This window comes from Brevundimonas sp. PAMC22021, assembly GCF_019443405.1.
In the GTDB taxonomy this organism is placed as follows: Bacteria; Pseudomonadota; Alphaproteobacteria; order Caulobacterales; family Caulobacteraceae; genus Brevundimonas.
On the sequence record NZ_CP080376.1, the window covers coordinates 487,218 to 505,266 of the forward strand.

At 66.3% G+C, this 18,049-nt stretch carries 12 protein-coding genes, 2 tRNA genes and 1 rRNA gene; 9 read left to right on the forward strand and 6 right to left on the reverse strand.

From position 1 onward, the window contains the following. Window positions 1-288: 288 nt before the first annotated feature. Window positions 289-1,077 carry a PhoH family protein gene (locus tag KY493_RS02280; protein WP_219898278.1) on the forward strand — a complete coding sequence of 263 codons (789 nt, stop codon included), beginning with the start codon at window positions 289-291 and terminating at the stop codon, window positions 1,075-1,077. Between the two features lie 66 nt (window positions 1,078-1,143). Here the strand turns inward: KY493_RS02280 and KY493_RS02285 are convergent, their stop codons facing one another. Then, window positions 1,144-2,418, reverse strand: coding sequence for an EAL domain-containing protein (locus tag KY493_RS02285; protein ID WP_219897388.1), 1,275 nt, complete (start codon window positions 2,416-2,418; stop codon window positions 1,144-1,146). 113 nt (window positions 2,419-2,531) lie between these two features. Here KY493_RS02285 and KY493_RS02290 point away from each other — a divergent pair, with 113 nt between their 5' ends. Beyond that, on the forward strand, window positions 2,532-3,302 hold the full coding sequence (locus KY493_RS02290) for an SDR family NAD(P)-dependent oxidoreductase (RefSeq protein ID WP_219897389.1): 771 nt from the start codon (window positions 2,532-2,534) through the stop codon (window positions 3,300-3,302). 1 nt (window position 3,303) lies between these two features. Here the strand turns inward: KY493_RS02290 and KY493_RS02295 are convergent, their stop codons facing one another. The 3 genes from KY493_RS02295 to ileS all read right to left on the reverse strand — a co-directional run bounded on the left by KY493_RS02295 (window position 3,304) and on the right by ileS (window position 9,134). Further along, window positions 3,304-3,801, reverse strand: coding sequence for a response regulator (locus tag KY493_RS02295; RefSeq protein WP_219897390.1), 498 nt, complete (start codon window positions 3,799-3,801; stop codon window positions 3,304-3,306). A gap of 84 nt (window positions 3,802-3,885) precedes the next feature. Continuing rightward, the gene (locus KY493_RS02300) at window positions 3,886-5,187 is read right to left on the reverse strand and encodes a cation:proton antiporter (protein ID WP_219897391.1); all 1,302 of its coding nucleotides are present in this window, start codon (window positions 5,185-5,187) and stop codon (window positions 3,886-3,888) included. Window positions 5,188-6,182: 995 nt separating this feature from the next. Next, the gene (gene ileS / locus KY493_RS02305) at window positions 6,183-9,134 is read right to left on the reverse strand and encodes an isoleucine--tRNA ligase (protein WP_219897392.1); all 2,952 of its coding nucleotides are present in this window, start codon (window positions 9,132-9,134) and stop codon (window positions 6,183-6,185) included. Between the two features lie 270 nt (window positions 9,135-9,404). On the opposite strand from ileS, the gene KY493_RS02310 reads away from it, so the two are divergent. Further along, complete coding sequence (locus KY493_RS02310; protein WP_255567979.1) at window positions 9,405-10,346, forward strand: hypothetical protein; 942 nt, start codon at window positions 9,405-9,407, stop codon at window positions 10,344-10,346. 82 nt (window positions 10,347-10,428) lie between these two features. On the opposite strand, the gene KY493_RS02315 is transcribed toward KY493_RS02310, so the two are convergent. Continuing rightward, window positions 10,429-13,332 (reverse strand): pitrilysin family protein, encoded by a 2,904-nt coding sequence (locus tag KY493_RS02315; RefSeq protein WP_219897393.1) that lies wholly within the window; start codon window positions 13,330-13,332, stop codon window positions 10,429-10,431. A 91-nt stretch (window positions 13,333-13,423) separates the two neighbouring features. Continuing rightward, entirely contained in the window at window positions 13,424-14,428 is a 1,005-nt protein-coding gene (gene hfaB / locus KY493_RS02320; protein WP_219897394.1) for a holdfast anchoring protein HfaB, read from the reverse strand. A 119-nt stretch (window positions 14,429-14,547) separates the two neighbouring features. Here hfaB and KY493_RS02325 point away from each other — a divergent pair, with 119 nt between their 5' ends. From KY493_RS02325 to KY493_RS02340, 6 genes are all read left to right on the forward strand, one after another. Beyond that, the gene (locus KY493_RS02325) at window positions 14,548-15,186 is read left to right on the forward strand and encodes a rhomboid family intramembrane serine protease (RefSeq protein ID WP_219897395.1); all 639 of its coding nucleotides are present in this window, start codon (window positions 14,548-14,550) and stop codon (window positions 15,184-15,186) included. Between the two features lie 490 nt (window positions 15,187-15,676). After that, the gene (locus tag KY493_RS14380) at window positions 15,677-15,811 is read left to right on the forward strand and encodes a hypothetical protein (RefSeq protein ID WP_255567980.1); all 135 of its coding nucleotides are present in this window, start codon (window positions 15,677-15,679) and stop codon (window positions 15,809-15,811) included. Between the two features lie 160 nt (window positions 15,812-15,971). Next, window positions 15,972-17,433: ribosomal RNA gene (locus KY493_RS02330) — 16S ribosomal RNA — on the forward strand. A gap of 81 nt (window positions 17,434-17,514) precedes the next feature. Next, window positions 17,515-17,637, forward strand: coding sequence for a hypothetical protein (locus tag KY493_RS14385; protein ID WP_255567825.1), 123 nt, complete (start codon window positions 17,515-17,517; stop codon window positions 17,635-17,637). Then, window positions 17,636-17,712, forward strand: a tRNA-Ile gene (locus tag KY493_RS02335). The genes KY493_RS14385 and KY493_RS02335 overlap by 2 nt, the downstream gene beginning before the upstream one ends. A 95-nt stretch (window positions 17,713-17,807) precedes the next feature. Beyond that, window positions 17,808-17,883, forward strand: a tRNA-Ala gene (locus KY493_RS02340). Window positions 17,884-18,049: the final 166 nt, after the last annotated feature.

Below are 18,049 nucleotides of genomic sequence, written 5' to 3' on the forward strand. Positions count from 1 at the left end.
TGACCGGAATATCGCTTTAAGGGTCTGCAAACCACGCTAGCATCATCCTGTTGATGTGATTCGAGGCGACCTCGCGTCGCCCTGGATCCGAAGCCGGATCAAGCCCGGTCCGGTCTGAAGTCGGAGCGTGTGCGTGACGCATTTGGGTCCGTTCGTGGTCGGCTCGCCGCCGGGGTTCGCCCCCGGCCGATTCGTCCCCGGCGATCCGGGCGGCGTCTCTGCTTCCACGCCTTTCCTCCCCTCGTCCATCCAAGGCGGCGCTCGTTCGGGCCCGCCTTTTTTCATGCCCTGGAGGCGTCCATGACCAAGCGTGCGGCAACCCGGCGTCAGTCTCGCGAGCACGGCCTGCTCGATTCGCGTGAGTTCATGGAGGAATCGAAGGTTCGGCGGCTGCACGGGCCGGAGGCCCGACCGGGCTGGTCGCCCTATCCGTCGAACGATGACCGCGACCAGGCCTATCTGAAGACGCTGAAGCCCAAATCGGACGGCCAGGCCGAGCTGATGGAGGCGATCGACGCGCACAATCTGGTCATGGCGCTGGGGCCGGCGGGCACCGGCAAGACCTATCTGGCGGTCGCCAAGGCGGTTGAGGCGCTGGAGGCGGGCAAGGTCGGCCGAATCGTCCTCAGCCGCCCGGCGGTCGAGGCCGGCGAATCGATCGGCTTTCTGCCCGGCGACATGGAGGACAAGCTGGCCCCCTATCTGCGCCCCCTCTACGACGCCCTGTCGGATCGGCTCTCGATGAAGCGGGTCAAGGCGCTGATGGCCGAGGGGCTGATCGAGATCGCGCCGATCGGCTACATGCGCGGGCGCACCCTGAACAACGCCTTTATCGTCGTCGACGAGGCGCAGAACTGCACCTACGTCCAGCTGAAGATGCTGCTGACGCGGCTGGGCTGGCACTCGACCATGGTGGTCACGGGCGATCCGCACCAGTCGGACCTTCTGCCCGGCGTCTCGGGCCTGGCCGACATCTCCGCGCGGCTGGAGGCGGTGGACGACATCGCCGTGGTGCGTCTGGCCGAACGCGACATCGTGCGACACCCCCTGGTCGCCAGCATGATCGGGGTGCTGTGACGGTGGCGTAGGCGCAAGCCCTTCGACCTCGGCGCGGCCGGTTGTCGCCCGAGGTCGAAGAGCGACCTAGCCGAACCGTCTGCGCTGCTCGGCGCTGCGCAGGGTGGAGCGGAGGAAGTCGGCGGGCGGATCGGTCTCGGCCAGCACCTGCTCCTTGATGGCGCGCGGCTCGCCGAACAGGTGGCCCTGTCCCATGCCGATCTCGAGGTCGAGGATGTCGACGACCTGGCGCTCGCTTTCGACCTTTTCGGCGACGATCTCGACGCCATAGCGGCGGGTAAGCGCCGCGAAGTCCGCCGCCTGGATGTCGGGCATGGAGCGCAGGGGGGCGCCGCCGTCCAGGTCCAGCAGTTGCTCGATCAGCAGATCGGCGGCGACCTTGACGAACTTGACGTCCGAACGCTGCAGGTCGGCGAAGTCGAGGTCCAGCGTCTGTACCTTGTCCAGCGAGAACCGGAAGCCGAGGTCGGCCAGTTTGGCCATGTTGCGGGCCTCGACGGCGCCGCGTGCGTCAAAGGTCGCCTGCCCCAGCTCGAAGATCAGGGCCTGGTTCAGGTCGCGATTTTCGCTGAGGAAATCCAGGAACTGCGGAAAGAAGGTCTCGTCGCCGAGCGACGTCAGGGCGACGTTGCAGAAGACGCCGACCTTGCGGTCCTGGCGCGCCAGCCGGCGCACGATCTGGGCGCAGCGGAACAGCAAAAGGTTGTCGATGGCGGGCGCCAGCCCTTCCGTCTCGGCGGTGGCCAGATATTCCGCCGGCATCATCACCCGGTCGGAGGCGTCACGCAGACGGGTGAAGCTTTCGTAGAAGACGGTCCGCCGCTGCGGCAGCGAGACGACCGGCTGCAGGTAAAGATCGACGCGGTTCTCGCTGAGCGCGTCGTGGATGGTCTTCAGCAGCACGTTCGACTGCTGGTGATGGCGGCCCTGGAAGGCGTCAAGCGGGACGGGCGGCGTCTGGGCCAGACGGTCGTCGATGCTCTCGCTCATCTGCTGGATCAGCGTTTCCAGCATGCGCACCTCCGAGGTCAGCTCCTCGGTGCGCGAGATGGCGCCGCTTTCGATGGCCTGGGCCAGTTCGGTCAGCGCGCCCTGCGTGGACTCCATCGCGTCGGCCAGCAGGCGGTGCGCCTCGCGGACCTGGCCGATCTCCTTCTTCAGGGCGCGGCGTTCGATGGCGCCGGTGACGACCGCGTGAAAGGCGCCGAGCAGGCCAAGCGCGCCGAAGGCGCCGGCGACGCCTGCGCCGATCCCCAGCCCCGCCCGCCACAGAAAGGCGCCCACGGTCAGGCCGAGGAAAAGGTAGGCGAAGTACAGAAAGCCGGCGGTGACGTTGCGCATCGGTCTCGGTTCGGCCGCCTTCCCGGATGGAATCGGTCGAGGATCAGCGTATCAGGGAACCCAGCCGAGCACAGCGCGGAAATCAACCGTGCGGCCAGGCAGGAGGAAAGCCCATGGAACTGTTCGACCTTTCCGGCAAGACCGCCATCGTGACGGGATCGTCGCGGGGCATCGGGCGCGCCATCGCCGAGCGGCTGGCCGAACACGGCGCTCGGGTCGTGATCTCGTCGCGCAAGGCCGCGCCTTGCGAAGAGGTGGCCCAGGCGATCAATGCGCGGCACGGCGATGGACGCGCCATCGCGGTTCCGGCGAACATCGCCTCCAAGGAAGACCTGCAGCGGCTGGTCGACGAGACGATCGCGGCCTTCGGGCAGATCGACATCCTGGTCTGCAACGCCGCCAGCAATCCGTATGCGGGGCCGATGGCCGGCATCTCGGACGAGCAGTTCGAAAAGATACTGCGCAACAATGTGCTGGCCAATCACTGGCTGGTGCAGATGGTCGCGCCCGCCATGGTGGAGCGGCGCGACGGCGCGATCCTGGTGATCTCCTCCATCGGCGGCCTGAGAGGCAATGCGCTGATCGGCGCGTACAATGTGTCCAAGGCGGCGGACATGCAGTTGGTGCGCAATCTGGCGGTGGAGTTCGGGCCGTCCAATGTGCGGGTGAACTGCATCGCGCCGGGCCTCGTCCAGACCGACTTCGCCCGCTACCTCTGGGAGAATCCCGAACTCTTGAAACAGGTCACCGATCCCGCGCCCTTGAAGCGGATCGGCCAGCCGGACGAGATCGCGGGCGCAGCCGTGTTTCTGTGCAGCAAGGCGGCGGCCTATACGACCGGTCAGACGCTGGTGGTGGACGGCGGCCTGACCATCGCCTGGTGAGTCAGGCCCGCTTGACGTCGGTGGCGCGGCGGAACGGGCCGGCATAGCCGAACTCGTCTCGCCGCCGGCGGCAGGGCCCGAAATAGGCGTCCGTCTTCACGAACGGCCGGGGCTTGAACACCACGGCGTTGATTCGGTCCAAGATGGCCTTGGCGGTTATCGGCTTGACCACGAACTCGGTCACGCCGGCGTCGCGGGCGTCGGTGACGCGGCTGCGCTCGGAATGGCCGGTCATCATGATGATCGGCAGATAGACGTTGGGGCTGTCCGGGCGGGTGCGGACCAGGCGCGTAAAGGCGCAGCCGTCCATCGGGAACATGTTGAAGTCCACGATCGCCAGGTCGATCGGATACTGGCGCAGCAAGGCCATGGCGGCGGTGCCGTCCGCCGCCTCGCGCACATTGCGGATGCCCGCCGACTGCAGCACCGCGGACGCGATGGCGCGCATGTGCTGGTTATCGTCCACCAGAAGGACGTTGAGCGACTGGAAGGCGGACATGGAAAGCGCGTTCTTGAGGTGATCGACCAAGGGTAGAGAGCCAATGGTTAGCGAGCCATGAGCGCGCCTCCGCCTGGCGTTGAATCATTGGGGATTCGACGCGGCGGCCTTGGGCTGCGGGATGTCCTTGATCTTGTCGGCGTCGGCAAGATCCGGCGGGTCGGTGCGCTCCGCGGCTTCGGCGCGCGCGATGCGGGCGCGATCGGGCGCCGCGCCCATCCGGTCGATAAACTTGAACACAAAGGGATTGATCGAGATCGAGAGAAGCGCGCCCGCCAGGATCAGGTCGTGGGTCTCGCGGCTGACGGCGCCCAGGGCCATCCCGAGCGCCGCCAGGATGAAGGAGAACTCGCCGATCTGCGCCAGGGCGGCCGCGACAGTGAGGCTGGTCTTGCGATCCAGCTTGAAGACGGTGGTGATGGCCAGCGCAGCCGCCGACTTGCCGACGATGATGATCAGCAGGACCCCCAGCACCGCCCCCGGCTCACGCAGCAGGATGCCGGGATCGAACAGCATGCCGACCGAAACAAAGAACAGCACGGCGAACGCATCGCGCAGCGGCAGCGATCGTTCGGCGGCGTTGTGGCCCAGCGGCGTGCCGTTCAGCACCAGGCCCGCGACAAAGGCGCCCAGCGCAAATGACGCGCCGAACACTTCATAGGCGATAAAGGCGATGCCCAGGGCGATGGCCAGCACGCCCAGGGTGAACAGTTCGCGCGATTTGGTATGGGCGATCCGCACCAGCAACCACGGCAGCACCCTGCCGCCCACCACCAGCATAAGGGCGACAAAGACCGCCACCTTGACCAGGGTCCAGCCGATGCTGATCGCCAGGGCGCCCGGCTCGACCACGGTTCCGGCCGGAACCACGATCAGCGGCAGCATGACCAGGGCGATGACGATGACCAGGTCCTCGACGATTAGCCAGCCCACGGCGATCTTGCCGATGTCGCCCTTGGACTGACGCCGCTCTTCAAGGGCGCGAATCAGCACAACGGTGGACGCGACCGACAGGGCGAAACCCATCAGCAGGGCCTCGACGTCCGGCAAACCCAGTACAAAGCGACCCAGCGCCCAGCCCAGCGCCGTTGCCGCCGCGATCTGGACCAGAGCGCCCGGAATGGCGACCTTTCGCACCTGCATCAGGTCCTTGGGCGAGAAGTGCAGACCCACGCCGAACATCAGCAGGATCACGCCGATCTCGGCCAGTTGCGGCGCGAGCTCGGTGTCCGCCACATAGCCGGGCGTGAACGGCCCCACTACGATGCCCGCCACCAGATAACCGACCAGCGGCGACAGCTTCAGCCGATTGGCCAACATGCCGAACACGAAGGCGAGGACGAATCCTCCGACCAGGGTGAGAATCAGGCTGTCGGCATGCGGCATCGGCGCTCCTTCGGAAGGTGGGCTCGGTTCAGTGATGGGAAGCGTTACAGTTGGTGGCGCATCCGGCGAAAATCAAGGCGGAAACGCGTCAGCCGCCAACGGGTCGCGGGGGTGCGCGCAAAAGCCCCGGATGCGGTTTCGCATCCGGTCGGAGGGGCGGGCGAGGTGCCGGGCCTTCGCCCGGAGTGTGGGTAGTGGTTACCGTTTCGACGAAAGCTGACGCCCCGCGCGGATGATTTGTGCCTGCAAGCTCGGGGCGGAGGATGGTGGCGGTCTTATCGCCTAACCCCATAAGCCTGCGGCGGGCGGGCAGGGCTGCGACCCTGTCCCCGGACCGGCCGAGTATCCCCCTCGACCCTCTCGGCCCCGAGCCATGCCCGAGACCGGCGCGACGGGTGTGACCCCGCCGCTCCCGCTCCATCCGCTCCCGCCGCTCGCAAGGTCGCAGGCCAGACGAGCCCTCCAGTGCGACGAGACGGATGCAGGGTGGCACGGGATGGAGGTGCGGTGGGGAAGTCGGGGTGAGGTTTGGCTAGATGGTTGTTCTGGCTGTCTTTTGCCGCCGCTGATGCGCTGTCTGGCCCTCTATTCCCGTCATCCTCGGGCTTGTCCCGAGGATCCAGACCCCCGGTCTTCGCCGGTAAGCACCGGGACTCTGGACCCTCGGGACAAGCCCGAGGGTGACGGAAAGAAGGGGGAGGCACCCCGTTCGGGGAGGGTGGTCGCGTCAGTGACCGGGTGGGGGCGGCCCGGCAGGGTCGCGCCGGCTTTAAGGCGGACAAGTCTTCGACGGATCCCACGGCCGCCCCCCATCCGGCTTCGCCTGCGGCTCAGCCACTCTCCCCGGACGGGGAGGGAGAAGACTGGTCACCTCTCCTCCCCATCGGCGATGGGGAGGTGGCGCGGCGCGAAGCGGCGGGACGGAGGGGTCTGTACAGCGGAACAATCCTCTCCGCCTTACCTGATCCCCTCCCCAATGTGGGGAGGGGAGATTGTCAGCCGGCCTTCTGCGCGTCGAGGAAACGCACGGCGTCGGCGTCCCGCGCGGAGAGGTCGGGGTAGGCGGGATCGGAGCCGACGTCGGGGACGCGGCGCCAGGAGCGGGCGCACTTCGGATAGTCGGCGGTATTGATCATGGCCGAGATCGCCACACCGTCCTCAACAACAAGATCGGCGCCGCTGGTGCGGAACACCTCCGCCGCATCAAGGTCGGCGAACAGGGCGGCGGCGTCCGAGGGCAGGCGAACTTCGGGCCAGGCGTCCAGCGCGCCGCCAATGGTCTTGGCGCGCCGGCTTTCCTCCAGGCCGTTGGTGACGACCTCCAGCACGCTCTGCACGCCGGCCCAGCGCTCGGCTTCGGCGTCGTTGCGCCATTCGGCGGGAACATCCGCCAGGATACGCGCGCAGTTCGAGCCTTGATCAGGGAAGCGCGTGGTCCAGGCCTCTTCCATGGTGAAGGGAACCAGCGGGGCAAGCCAGGCGGTCAGGCGGGCGAAGACTTCGTCCATTACCGTGCGGGCGGCGCGACGACGGATCGCGTCGGGACGGTCGCAGTAGAGGCTGTCCTTGCGGATGTCGAAATACAGCGCCGACAGGTCGTTGGAGCAGAAGTCCAGCACCGGCCGCACCACGTCCTGGAAGCGGTAGGTGCGGTAGGCCTCGCGCACCTGGCCATCCAGCTCATGCAGGCGGTGCAGGATGAACTTCTCCAACGGCGGCATCTGGCCGTAATCCGAAAGGCGTTCGGCCTCGCCAAAGCCGGCCAGGGCCCCCAGCAGATAGCGCACGGTGTTGCGCAGCTTGCGATAGGCGTCGACGGTGGTCTGCAGGATCTGCTTGCCGATGCGCTGATCGTCCGAATAGTCGACCAAGGCGACCCACAGACGCAGGATGTCGGCGCCCGATTCCTTGATGACGCTGGCGGGGTCCACGGTGTTGCCCTTGGACTTGGACATCTTCTCCCCGTTCTCGTCCAGGGTGAAGCCGTGGGTCAGCACCGCCTTGAAGGGCGCGCGGCCGCGCGTGCCCGAGCCTTCCAGCAGCGAGGACTGGAACCAGCCGCGGTGCTGGTCGGAGCCTTCGAGATAGAGGTCGGCGGGCCAGTGCGACGGGCGGTCGCCGGCATAGCCGTGCTCAGGCGTGCGCGGGTCGATGGTGAAGGCGTGGGTCGAGCCGCTGTCGAACCAGACGTCCAGGATGTCGGTGACCTTCTCGAAGGCGTCTGGGTCGAGGTCGCCCAGGAAGTCGCCGTCTGGCGCGGTGAACCAGATGTCGGCGCCATGCTCGGCCACGGCCTGGGTGATGCGGGCGTCCACATCGGCGTCGACCAACGGCTGACCCGTCGCCTTGTCGATGAACATGGCCAGCGGCGTGCCCCAGGCGCGCTGGCGACTGATCAGCCAGTCGGGACGGCCCTCGACCATTGAAAGGATGCGGTTCTTGCCCGCCGCCGGATGGAAGTCGGTCGCGTCGATGGAGGAAAGCGCGGTGTCGCGCAGCGTCTTTCCGCCCTCGATCGGCTGGTCCATGCGGATGAACCATTGGGGCGTATTGCGGAAGATCACCGGCGCCTTGGAGCGCCAGCTGTGCGGGTAGGAATGCTCCAGTCGGCCGCGCGCCAGGAGGTTTCCGGCCTCGATCAGCTTGTCCATCACCGCGCCGTTGGCGGAACCGAACTTGCCGGTCTTCTTGCCCTCGGTCTCCAGCACCTTGAGGCCGGCGAACAGGGGCACGTGCGGATAGTAGGCGCCGTCCGGATCGACCGTGTCCGGCACCTCGGTGAAGCCGTTGGCCAGCCAGACCGCATAGTCGTCGGCGCCGTGACCGGGCGCGGTGTGGACAAAGCCCGTGCCCGCATCGTCGGTGACGTGATCGCCGGCCAGTAGCGGCACCTCGTAGCCGAAGCCTTCGTCCTGCTGCCACAGCGGATGGCGGCAGATCATGCCGGTGCAGTCGACGTCGGAGACGCGGCGCCATTCGGCGACCATGGAGGCCTTTTTCACGTCCTCGGCCAGCTTGTCGGCCAGGATCAGGCGATCGCCGGGCTTGGACCACGGCTCGAAGGCGAGGTCGGCCTGCATCGTCTCGACCTCGTAGAGGCCATAGGCGATGTCCGGACCATAGGAGATGGCGCGGTTGGCCGGGATGGTCCAGGGCGTGGTGGTCCAGATCACCACCGAGGCGTCGTTGGGCGCCAGACGGAAGACGTTGTCGCCGCGATCGTCGTCCGAGACGCTGTAGCGGTCCTCGTCATAGGTCTTGACCGGGAACTTGACCCAGATCGTGGGCGAGGTGTGGTCGTGATATTCGATCTCGGCGTCGGCCAGGGCCGTGCGCTCGACCGGGGACCACATCACCGGCTTGGAGCCGCGATACAGCTGGCCGGAGTTCTTGAACTTGTGGAACTCTGCGACGATGGCGGCCTCGGACGTGAAGTCCATGGTGGCGTAGCGGTTGGTCCAGTCGCCGGTGATGCCCAGGCGCTTGAACTGCTCGCGCTGGATGTCGATCCAGCCAGCGGCGTAGTCGCGGCAGGCCCGGCGGAACTCGTCCTTGGAGACCTCGTCCTTGCGGCGGCCCTTTGAGCGAAACTGCTCTTCGATCTTCCACTCGATCGGCAGGCCGTGGCAGTCCCAGCCGGGGACGTAATCGACGTCGTAGCCGAGCAGGAAGCGGCTGCGGACCACGAAGTCCTTCAACGTCTTGTTCAGCGCATGGCCGATGTGGATGTCGCCGTTGGCGTAGGGCGGGCCGTCGTGCAGGACGTACAGCGGCGCGTTCTGCTTCTGGCGCTCGGCGCGAAGCGTCGCATAGAGGTCGCCCCACTGAGCCAGGATTTCCGGCTCCTTCCTGGGCAGGCCGCCGCGCATGGGAAAGGGCGTGTCGGGCAGAAAGACGGTGTCGCGATAGTCGCGGCCGGCGGGGGCGGTGTCGGCGGAATCGGCCATGGGGGCGGTCTCGGCGTCGTGAGTTTGGATCGTGGCGGCTTTTTGCAATCCTCCCGGCGAGCGCGGGGCCAGGAGCCCGGAAGCGCTACGCCGGGCGGCTAATCGTCTGGCGGAGGGCGCGCACGGTCATGGCGGGGTGTTAGCAGAGGCGGGCGGCTCTGCGCCATCCCTCGCTGTGGCCGGCTTCACGGAAACTCAAGGGTTTTGCGGTCAGGTGCCGGATGGAGCGGCGTGCAACGTGGGCGCGCCCGCATGTCTGGAGGGCGGCCGATGCGGTTGCGGATCAACAGGTGGCTGCTGGGCTTGGCCGCCGGCTTCGCCGTCATGGCGCTGGCGGATGCGGCGGCCGCGCAATCGTGCGGCGATCCGGTGATCTGCCCCCCGCCCGAGCCGCCGCCCTGCGACCAGGGTTGCCAGCCGGAACCGCCGCCGCCCGAGCCGGAACCCGAGCCCTGCGACCAAGGATGCCAGCCGCCGCCTCCGCCGATCGCGGACTGCATGAACGGCAGCTGCAACACCAACAATGTCAATGTGAACGTCAATGTGAAGGTCAACGCCGAGGCGAACGCCCAGGCCAACGCCCTGTCGCGCGCCCGAGCCTCGGCGCGCAGCTGGTCGTCGTCCAACGCGGCCGGACTGGGCTTCGGGCGAGGCGGAGGCGGATCAGCCTATGTGTCGGTGGACCAGCCCTATCCGACCACGGTGCAGGGTCTGAACGTGGAGGCGCCGATCCAGCAGGTGGTGCGCACCCCCTTCACCGCCTGGCGACGCGAGATGAAGCAGGTGATCATTCGCGCCGTCTGCATCGACGACCGTTCGGTGCCGCACCCGGCGTCCCAGGTGCGCCCCGGCCGCGACGTGGGCGAGGACTATGAAGGCGAGCTGTATCGCTGCCTGGCGGGCACCTGGCTGCAGGCCACCTTCGCCGACTGGCAGGGCGAGGAACGGTTCGACGGCGGCGAAAGCCTGACCTGCCGCAAGCACGAGGCGTTGTGGTACGGCGCCGGCGGCAAGCTGGAATGCCGGCCCGAGCGGGCGGAGCGCGACTGCAACGAGCGTTCGCTGCTGCGCCGCTATGGCGCGGGCGTGAAGGTGCTGACCATGTTCCGCGAGGAGGAATACACCGAGTACCGCGAGGAAGTGGTGGAGACCACGGCGGTGATCACCAGCGCCATCACCCTGGACGGGGGCGTCGGCGGCCGGGTGTTCTGATCCGGTCCTGCTGACCAGCGCGACACGAAAAAGGCCCCGGTCCAGCAGGACCGGGGCCTTTCTCTTGCCTGGGCCTAGAGGCTCAGCCGCCGGCGGGAGCAGTGGGCTGAGGCGCCGCGGCGGTCGCCGGTTGCGACGAGACGATCTCGGCGCGCCAGGCTGTATCCGGCTTCAGATAGGCCTGGGCCAAGCGCTGGAGGTCAGGGGGAGTGACCGCCTGCAGGTCCTCCACATTGCTGCGGATCTGGTCCAGCGCCTGCGGGTCGGATTGGGCCTGGCTGAGTTGGCCCAGCCAGTAGCCGTTGTCGGCCTGGCTGCGGCGCAGGCGCTCCACCGCAGGCAGGCGGGCGCGGTTCAGCTCGTCCTCGTCCACCGGCTTGTCGCGCAGGTCGGCGGCGATGGCGTCCACGGCCTGGAACAGCGTCGCCAACTCCTCCGGCGGCGTTTCGGCCGTCACCGACAGATAGCCGTAGCCGGGGAAGACATCCGAGGCGGTCGAGCCCGCATTGGGCGAATAGGCGAGGCCGCGCTTCTCGCGGATTTCGTCGTTCAGCCGCAGCTGCAGCACATCGGCCAGGATCGTCAGCTGGCGGGCCTCCGTGCGGTCGCCGATCTGGTCACGCGTCGGCCAGGCGACAAAGCCCAGCGCCTGATTGCCCGGCCCAGTGTGGGTCAGGCGCACCGGCGCGGCAGGCGGGGCGGGGAAGCGGCGCTGGTCCGAGCCGGCCAGCGGAGCCGGCGCTTCGCCGCGCGCGGGCAGGGCCCCCAGCGTCGAGCCGACGGCGGCGATCACCGCGTCCACATCGACATCGCCCACGACCGCCACCTCGATCGGGCCGGAAGCAAGCCCGGAGCGGACGCCCGCGCGGACTTCGTCGATCGTCATGGCGGCGACCTCCTGCACGGTGGGAGAGGTCTCGCGCTTGTCGCCGCCGGCCAGCAGACCCGTCACGTCACGCTGGAACACGCCGCCGGGCGTGGCGCTCAGCTGGTCCAGGATCTGCGGATAGACGCCCTTGACCTGCTCGAACGGAGCGGCGCGCAGGCCCGGATCGGTCAGATAGGCGGTCAGCACCTGCATCTCGAGCTGCAGGTCCTCGGGCCGCGTGGCGCCCGAGAAGACATAGGCGTCGCTGGCCTGTGAGGCGCCGACCGAGAAGACGCGGCCGGCCAGCACGCGGTTCAGCTCGTCCGCCGTCAGCTTGCCCAGACCGCCCGGCCCCATGACCGTCGAGGCAAAGGCCATGGAGGTTGCGCGATCGGTCGGCAGGGCCAGTTCGCCAATGCCGGTGCGGGCGGTGACCAGGATCTGCTCGTCGCGGAAGTCGGTCGGCTTGATCGTCAGCTTCACCCCGTTGGCGAAGGTGACCAGCGTCAGCCCCAGGTCCGCGACCTCGGTGCGGCTGTCCGGTGCGGCCGGCGTTCCGAAGTCGGAGTAGGGCCATTCGAGCTGCGCCTGGGCGGCGGGCGCCTCGACCGGCGTGGCGCGCGAGGCTTCCAGCGCGGCTGTGACGGCGGCTTCTCCGCCCTCGACCGGCACGGGGCTGGTGAACAGGACCAGCGGTCCGCCGCCCTCGAACACGGCGCGAACCGCCGTGTTGACCTGGTCGGCGGTGAGGCCCTCGACCGTTTGGTCGAAGATTGCGAGCGCGGTGGCCGGCGTCGAGAAGACGTCGTCCTCGTTGACCGCATTCAGAAGTCCCGCGGCCAAGGCAGGGGTCGAGCGGGTGGCGGCGGTGGCCACCGCATTCTGAAGCGCGGTGCGGCCCTCGGTGATCTCGCGCTGCAGCTCGACATCGGTGACGCCATACTGCGCCAGGCGGCGGCTTTCCTGCTCGACGCGCTCAAGGGCCGGTTTCCAGGCGCCCTGGTTGAAGGCCACCGAAAGAACGCCCAGGCTCAGGCTGTCGAACAGGGTCTGGTAGGCGCCGCCTGCGCCGAGGAACGGTGGATTGTCCGCGCGTGCGATCTCGCCCAGACGACGGTTCAGCACCGCCAGACCCAGGCCGCGCCGGATCGACTCGGCGCGCTCGGCCACCGTGTCGGGATCGGTGTCGGGCGCGGTGATCCAGTTCAGCTGAATGGAGGAGGGCACCCCCGCCTCGACCTGGATGCGGGTCTCCGGCTCGCGCGGCGCGACCTGGCCGAGATCGGGCTCTGCGCCGTCCGCCGCCTTGGGCGTCCAGCTCTCGAACGCCCCGCGCACCTTGGCCTCCATGGCGTCGACATCGAAGTCGCCGACAGCGATGAAGGTCGCGCGCGAGGGTCGGTAGTAGGCGTTGTAGAAGTCAACGAACCGCTGGCGAGGCGCGGTGCGGATGATCTCCAGGTCGCCGATCGGCAGGCGCTCGGACAGGCGCTGACCGGGCGCCAACAGACCCAACTGGGTCTTCAGCACGCGAAGTTGCGGCGTGTCGCGCGTGCGCTCCTCCCCCATGATGACCCCGCGCTCGGCGTCGATGGCGTCCGACGCCATCAGCGCCTCCGACATCATCTCGCGCAGGACGTTCAGGCTGGTGTCGACCGTCTCGGCGTGGGTGTTGGGCAGTTCCAGCACATAGGCGGTCTGGTCGAAGCTGGTGAAGGCGTTGGTGTCGGCGCCGAAGGCCAGCCCCAGCCGCTCCAGCCGGCGCAGCATCTCCGTTTCCGGAATGTTGGTCGTGCCGTTGAAGGCCATGTGCTCCATGAAGTGCGCCAGACCCTTCTGGTCGTCGCGCTCCATCAGCGAGCCGGCGTCGATGCGAAGGCGAAACGAGGCCTGACCCGGGGGCGTGGCGTTCTTCAGCAGGGCGTAGCGCATGCCGTTCGGCAGCTGGCCGAAACGTACGGCGGGATCGGCGGGGATGTCGCTGGCGGTCTGCGCCCAGGGCTCTGATGGCGCCTCGGCCGCCGCAGGCGCGGCTTGCGCCATCGATAGCGTTGGCAGGGCCGCCGTCAGCGCAAGGCTGGAGGCGGCGAGCAGAAGCAGGCGGCGGACAGGACGCATCGGACACTCCGGAAAACCCGCCTCCCCAAGGCGGTCACGGAGCGTTAGGCGAAGGCGGCCGCTTCAACAAGCAGCCGTTGTGGCGCAGCCCTCAGTAGCGGCTGGCGCGAACCGCGCCGTCGCGCCGATCGTTCCAGCGGTTCGGATCGGCGCGCGTGGCGCCGTTGTTGGTGTCCTGGGTCGGATAGGCCGGATAGAAGCCGCCGGTCGGGCCGACCGCGCTGTCGCCCAACGGATCATTGGCGGCGTTCAGGCAGATCTCCGGTCCCGGCGCGCCATAAAGGTTGGCCATGAATTCGATGGTGGCCCGTTCGACCAGGGCGCGCACGGCCAGTTGCACCGGCTCCGTCCCGCTGGAGCCGGCCGAGATGTCGAAGACGTTGCCGTTCAGGAAGTCGAACACGCCGGCCGAGATTTCCCGACCGATGATCTGCTTCTGATAGGAGACCACATCAACCACCTCCAGCGTGGTGGTCTGGATCAGCCGCAGGTCCATGGCGATGTTCATCACAAAGGTGCGGTAGCCGATCGCGCCCGACAGCGGCGTCTCGGTGTCGGCCTCGGCCCCGGCCACGTCGAAGCCGCCCGAGCGGATGTTATAGTTCACCTCGGTGATGCCGCCGACGATGTAGAAGTCCGAGCCCGGCACCTGACCGGCCAGGATTCGGCGGTACTGGGTGTCTTCGGGGCTCTTGGCGTCCGGCGCCAGGTCGCCGATCAGCTTGGTGTTGGCGTAGCGCAGCTCCAGCTCGGACACCGAGGTGTCGTACCGCTCGACGATGCGGGCGCCGGCCTTGGCCAAGGCCGAGGTCGCCATCAAGGAGGCGCCGCCGGTGATCTGACGCCCGCCGTCCGAGGACACCGTGCCGGTGTAGTCGCTGATCCGACCGACCGCCATGCGCGGAGACGGCAGGTCATAGCGCCGGGCATAGTCCGCCAGGCAGAACAGGGCGGTGGAGTAGGGCGTGGGATTGGATGTCACCGGCGCATTGCCGATAGGCGTGGCGTAGCGGCCGGACGGACCCGCCACGGGGCTTGCGCAGGCGGACAGCAGAAGGGCTGTGGCAAGGGGCAAGGCGGCCCGGCGCATGGTCATGTCGACAGCTTTCCTGCTCGCGCGAAAACCAGACCGTCGCGCACGATCCAGCCGCCACCCTGCATTAGGGTTATTAAGAACCGCTTGAGATCACGGCGGTTCGCGCGCATCTGCACCCCATGTCCGCCAACGATCACCCAGACCGGCCGCGCGAGCGCGTGTTCAACGCCCCGCCCATGGCGCTGCTGATCGCAGTGTCCATGCCGCTGCTGTTCATGGTGCAACTGGGCTTGCCGGACGGCGGCCTCGCCATGGCGTTCGCACCGATCGACCTGCAGCAGGGGCGCTATGGGGGGCTTCTGACCTCCATGCTGCTGCACGGCGGCTGGACCCACGTCATCATGAATGCGGTGGCGGCCCTGGCGTTTGGCGCGCCGGTCGCGCGTCTGCTGGACGTGCGTTGGGGCCCGACGCTGTTTCTGCTGTTCTATGTGGGATGCGGCGTCCTGGCGGCGCTTGGGTATGGGCTGATCCATTGGGGCGGGATCCAGCCCATGGTCGGCGCGTCCGGGGCGGTCTTCGGCCTGATCGGGGCGGCCACACGGCTGATGGGCGGGCACGGCCAGGTGCTGGCGCTGAGCGACGGCCGTGTGATCAAGGCGGCGATCGCGTGGATGGCGGTGAACGCCGTGGTCGGCCTGATCGGCTATGTACCCGGCGCGGCGGGCGCCGGCATTGCCTGGGAGGCGCATGCCGTGGGCTTTGTTGCCGGCATCCTGGCGGTCGGACCTCTGGCGCGATTAGCGAAGAGGGGCTGAGCGCCTTCACGCAGCCGCCAAAGAAACGTCACTGTTCTGCGAGAAAGAGGTTGTGGCGGTCCAAGCGGCTCCGTATAGAGCCGCCTCGCTCGGGACCGGGCGGCGACATCGAGGGTTTCGAGCGGTTCGCTCTTGATCTTTTGATAGTCGCCAGCTAGGTTCCGCGCTTCGACGGAATCGCTGTTGTTGTTTTGTCTGGGGCTTGGTCTTTTGGCTGGGTTTCGGGGCGGTTTTCTGCGGGCTTTGGGGGCGTTGTTCCTGGGGTTCGTGGCGGTTTGAAAAAGCCGGTTGACGAGGGGTTCGGGGGTCGCTAGATCGCCGCCTCTTCCGGTCTTCGGGTCGGGTCTTCGGCGAGAGGTTCTTTTGTAAAAAGAACAGCTTGACGGGGAGATGGAGGGTCGGTAGATCGCCGCCTCCGCCGGTTCCGGGTGGTTCTTTCGAGGGCGGCCGGGGCGGGAAGTGAAAAGAGGGTCTTCGCAAAAAGAACCGCTTGACACGGATCACCGAGGCGACTAAATCGCCGCCTCCGCCGCAGCCGGGCGATAAACGGCGGGATCGGGTTTCCGGTTCCTGGGTCTTTGAAATCGTTGATCTGGAAAGAGAAACGCAGGCGGCGGTGTTCTAGCGACGTTCGAATGAACGTCAATCGACACTGACATCTGCGGTCTTTTTGAAGATACCATGCGTCGGTCCTTTTGGATCGATGACGTGGGAACTCGTCAAGAATACGTAGAACTAATGCCAAGGCCATTTCGGTGGTCTTAAGCTTAGGTCAGAAGTCAACTCAACCTGAGAGTTTGATCCTGGCTCAGAGCGAACGCTGGCGGCAGGCCTAACACATGCAAGTCGAACGAACCTTTCGGGGTTAGTGGCGGACGGGTGAGTAACACGTGGGAACGTGCCTTTAGGTTCGGAATAACTCAGGGAAACTTGTGCTAATACCGAATGTGCCCTTCGGGGGAAAGATTTATCGCCTTTAGAGCGGCCCGCGTCTGATTAGCTAGTTGGTTGAGGTAATGGCTCACCAAGGCGACGATCAGTAGCTGGTCTGAGAGGATGATCAGCCACATTGGGACTGAGACACGGCCCAAACTCCTACGGGAGGCAGCAGTGGGGAATCTTGCGCAATGGGCGAAAGCCTGACGCAGCCATGCCGCGTGAATGATGAAGGTCTTAGGATTGTAAAATTCTTTCACCGGGGACGATAATGACGGTACCCGGAGAAGAAGCCCCGGCTAACTTCGTGCCAGCAGCCGCGGTAATACGAAGGGGGCTAGCGTTGCTCGGAATTACTGGGCGTAAAGGGAGCGTAGGCGGACATTTAAGTCAGGGGTGAAATCCCGGGGCTCAACCTCGGAATTGCCTTTGATACTGGGTGTCTTGAGTATGAGAGAGGTGTGTGGAACTCCGAGTGTAGAGGTGAAATTCGTAGATATTCGGAAGAACACCAGTGGCGAAGGCGACACACTGGCTCATTACTGACGCTGAGGCTCGAAAGCGTGGGGAGCAAACAGGATTAGATACCCTGGTAGTCCACGCCGTAAACGATGATTGCTAGTTGTCGGGATGCATGCATTTCGGTGACGCAGCTAACGCATTAAGCAATCCGCCTGGGGAGTACGGTCGCAAGATTAAAACTCAAAGGAATTGACGGGGGCCCGCACAAGCGGTGGAGCATGTGGTTTAATTCGAAGCAACGCGCAGAACCTTACCACCTTTTGACATGCCCGGACCGCCAGAGAGATCTGGCTTTCCCTTCGGGGACTGGGACACAGGTGCTGCATGGCTGTCGTCAGCTCGTGTCGTGAGATGTTGGGTTAAGTCCCGCAACGAGCGCAACCCTCGCCATTAGTTGCCATCATTCAGTTGGGAACTCTAATGGGACTGCCGGTGCTAAGCCGGAGGAAGGTGGGGATGACGTCAAGTCCTCATGGCCCTTACAGGGTGGGCTACACACGTGCTACAATGGCGACTACAGAGGGTTAATCCTTAAAAGTCGTCTCAGTTCGGATTGTCCTCTGCAACTCGAGGGCATGAAGTTGGAATCGCTAGTAATCGCGGATCAGCATGCCGCGGTGAATACGTTCCCGGGCCTTGTACACACCGCCCGTCACACCATGGGAGTTGGTTCTACCCGAAGGCGCTGCGCTGACCGCAAGGAGGCAGGCGACCACGGTAGGGTCAGCGACTGGGGTGAAGTCGTAACAAGGTAGCCGTAGGGGAACCTGCGGCTGGATCACCTCCTTTCTAAGGATGCGTCTCCAGCGCCTCTCACGAGGCTCTATTGACGCTCCGCATAGCGAAGCGCTTCACAGCGCCGAGCACATCATGCGGAACGCCGCCGTCTCCGTTTCTCTTTCCACTTTCGTCATCATCGACGCAGCCATACGGGTTGTGATCGAAGATGACGCGATCGCGAGCCTGGATGTCCCGGCTGTCGCGCTGCCCTAGGCCCGTAGCTCAGGTGGTTAGAGCGTACGCCTGATAAGCGTAAGGTCGGCAGTTCGAGTCTGCCCGGGCCTACCAGCAGCATGTTGGTGGCGCTAAGGCGCACGCCGCGGGCCTGCGCTGCTTGAGCGCAGCTTGGGTCGATGACAGTTCTCCTGGCTACACCCTGAGAAGGGGCCATAGCTCAGTTGGTAGAGCGCCTGCTTTGCAAGCAGGATGTCGTCGGTTCGACTCCGTCTGGCTCCACCAGGCCGCGCCCGCGGCCAGGGAATAGACCCGAGGCCCTTGCTTTGGAAGCGGTGGCGCACGGCGTCCAAGCTCGCAGATCGCATCAAGAATTGCCCGTCGGCGCTCGCCGACTGGCATTGAAATCGTGAAGGAAGAACGCGACCGGCCCCTCATAGGCTTTCAGGTC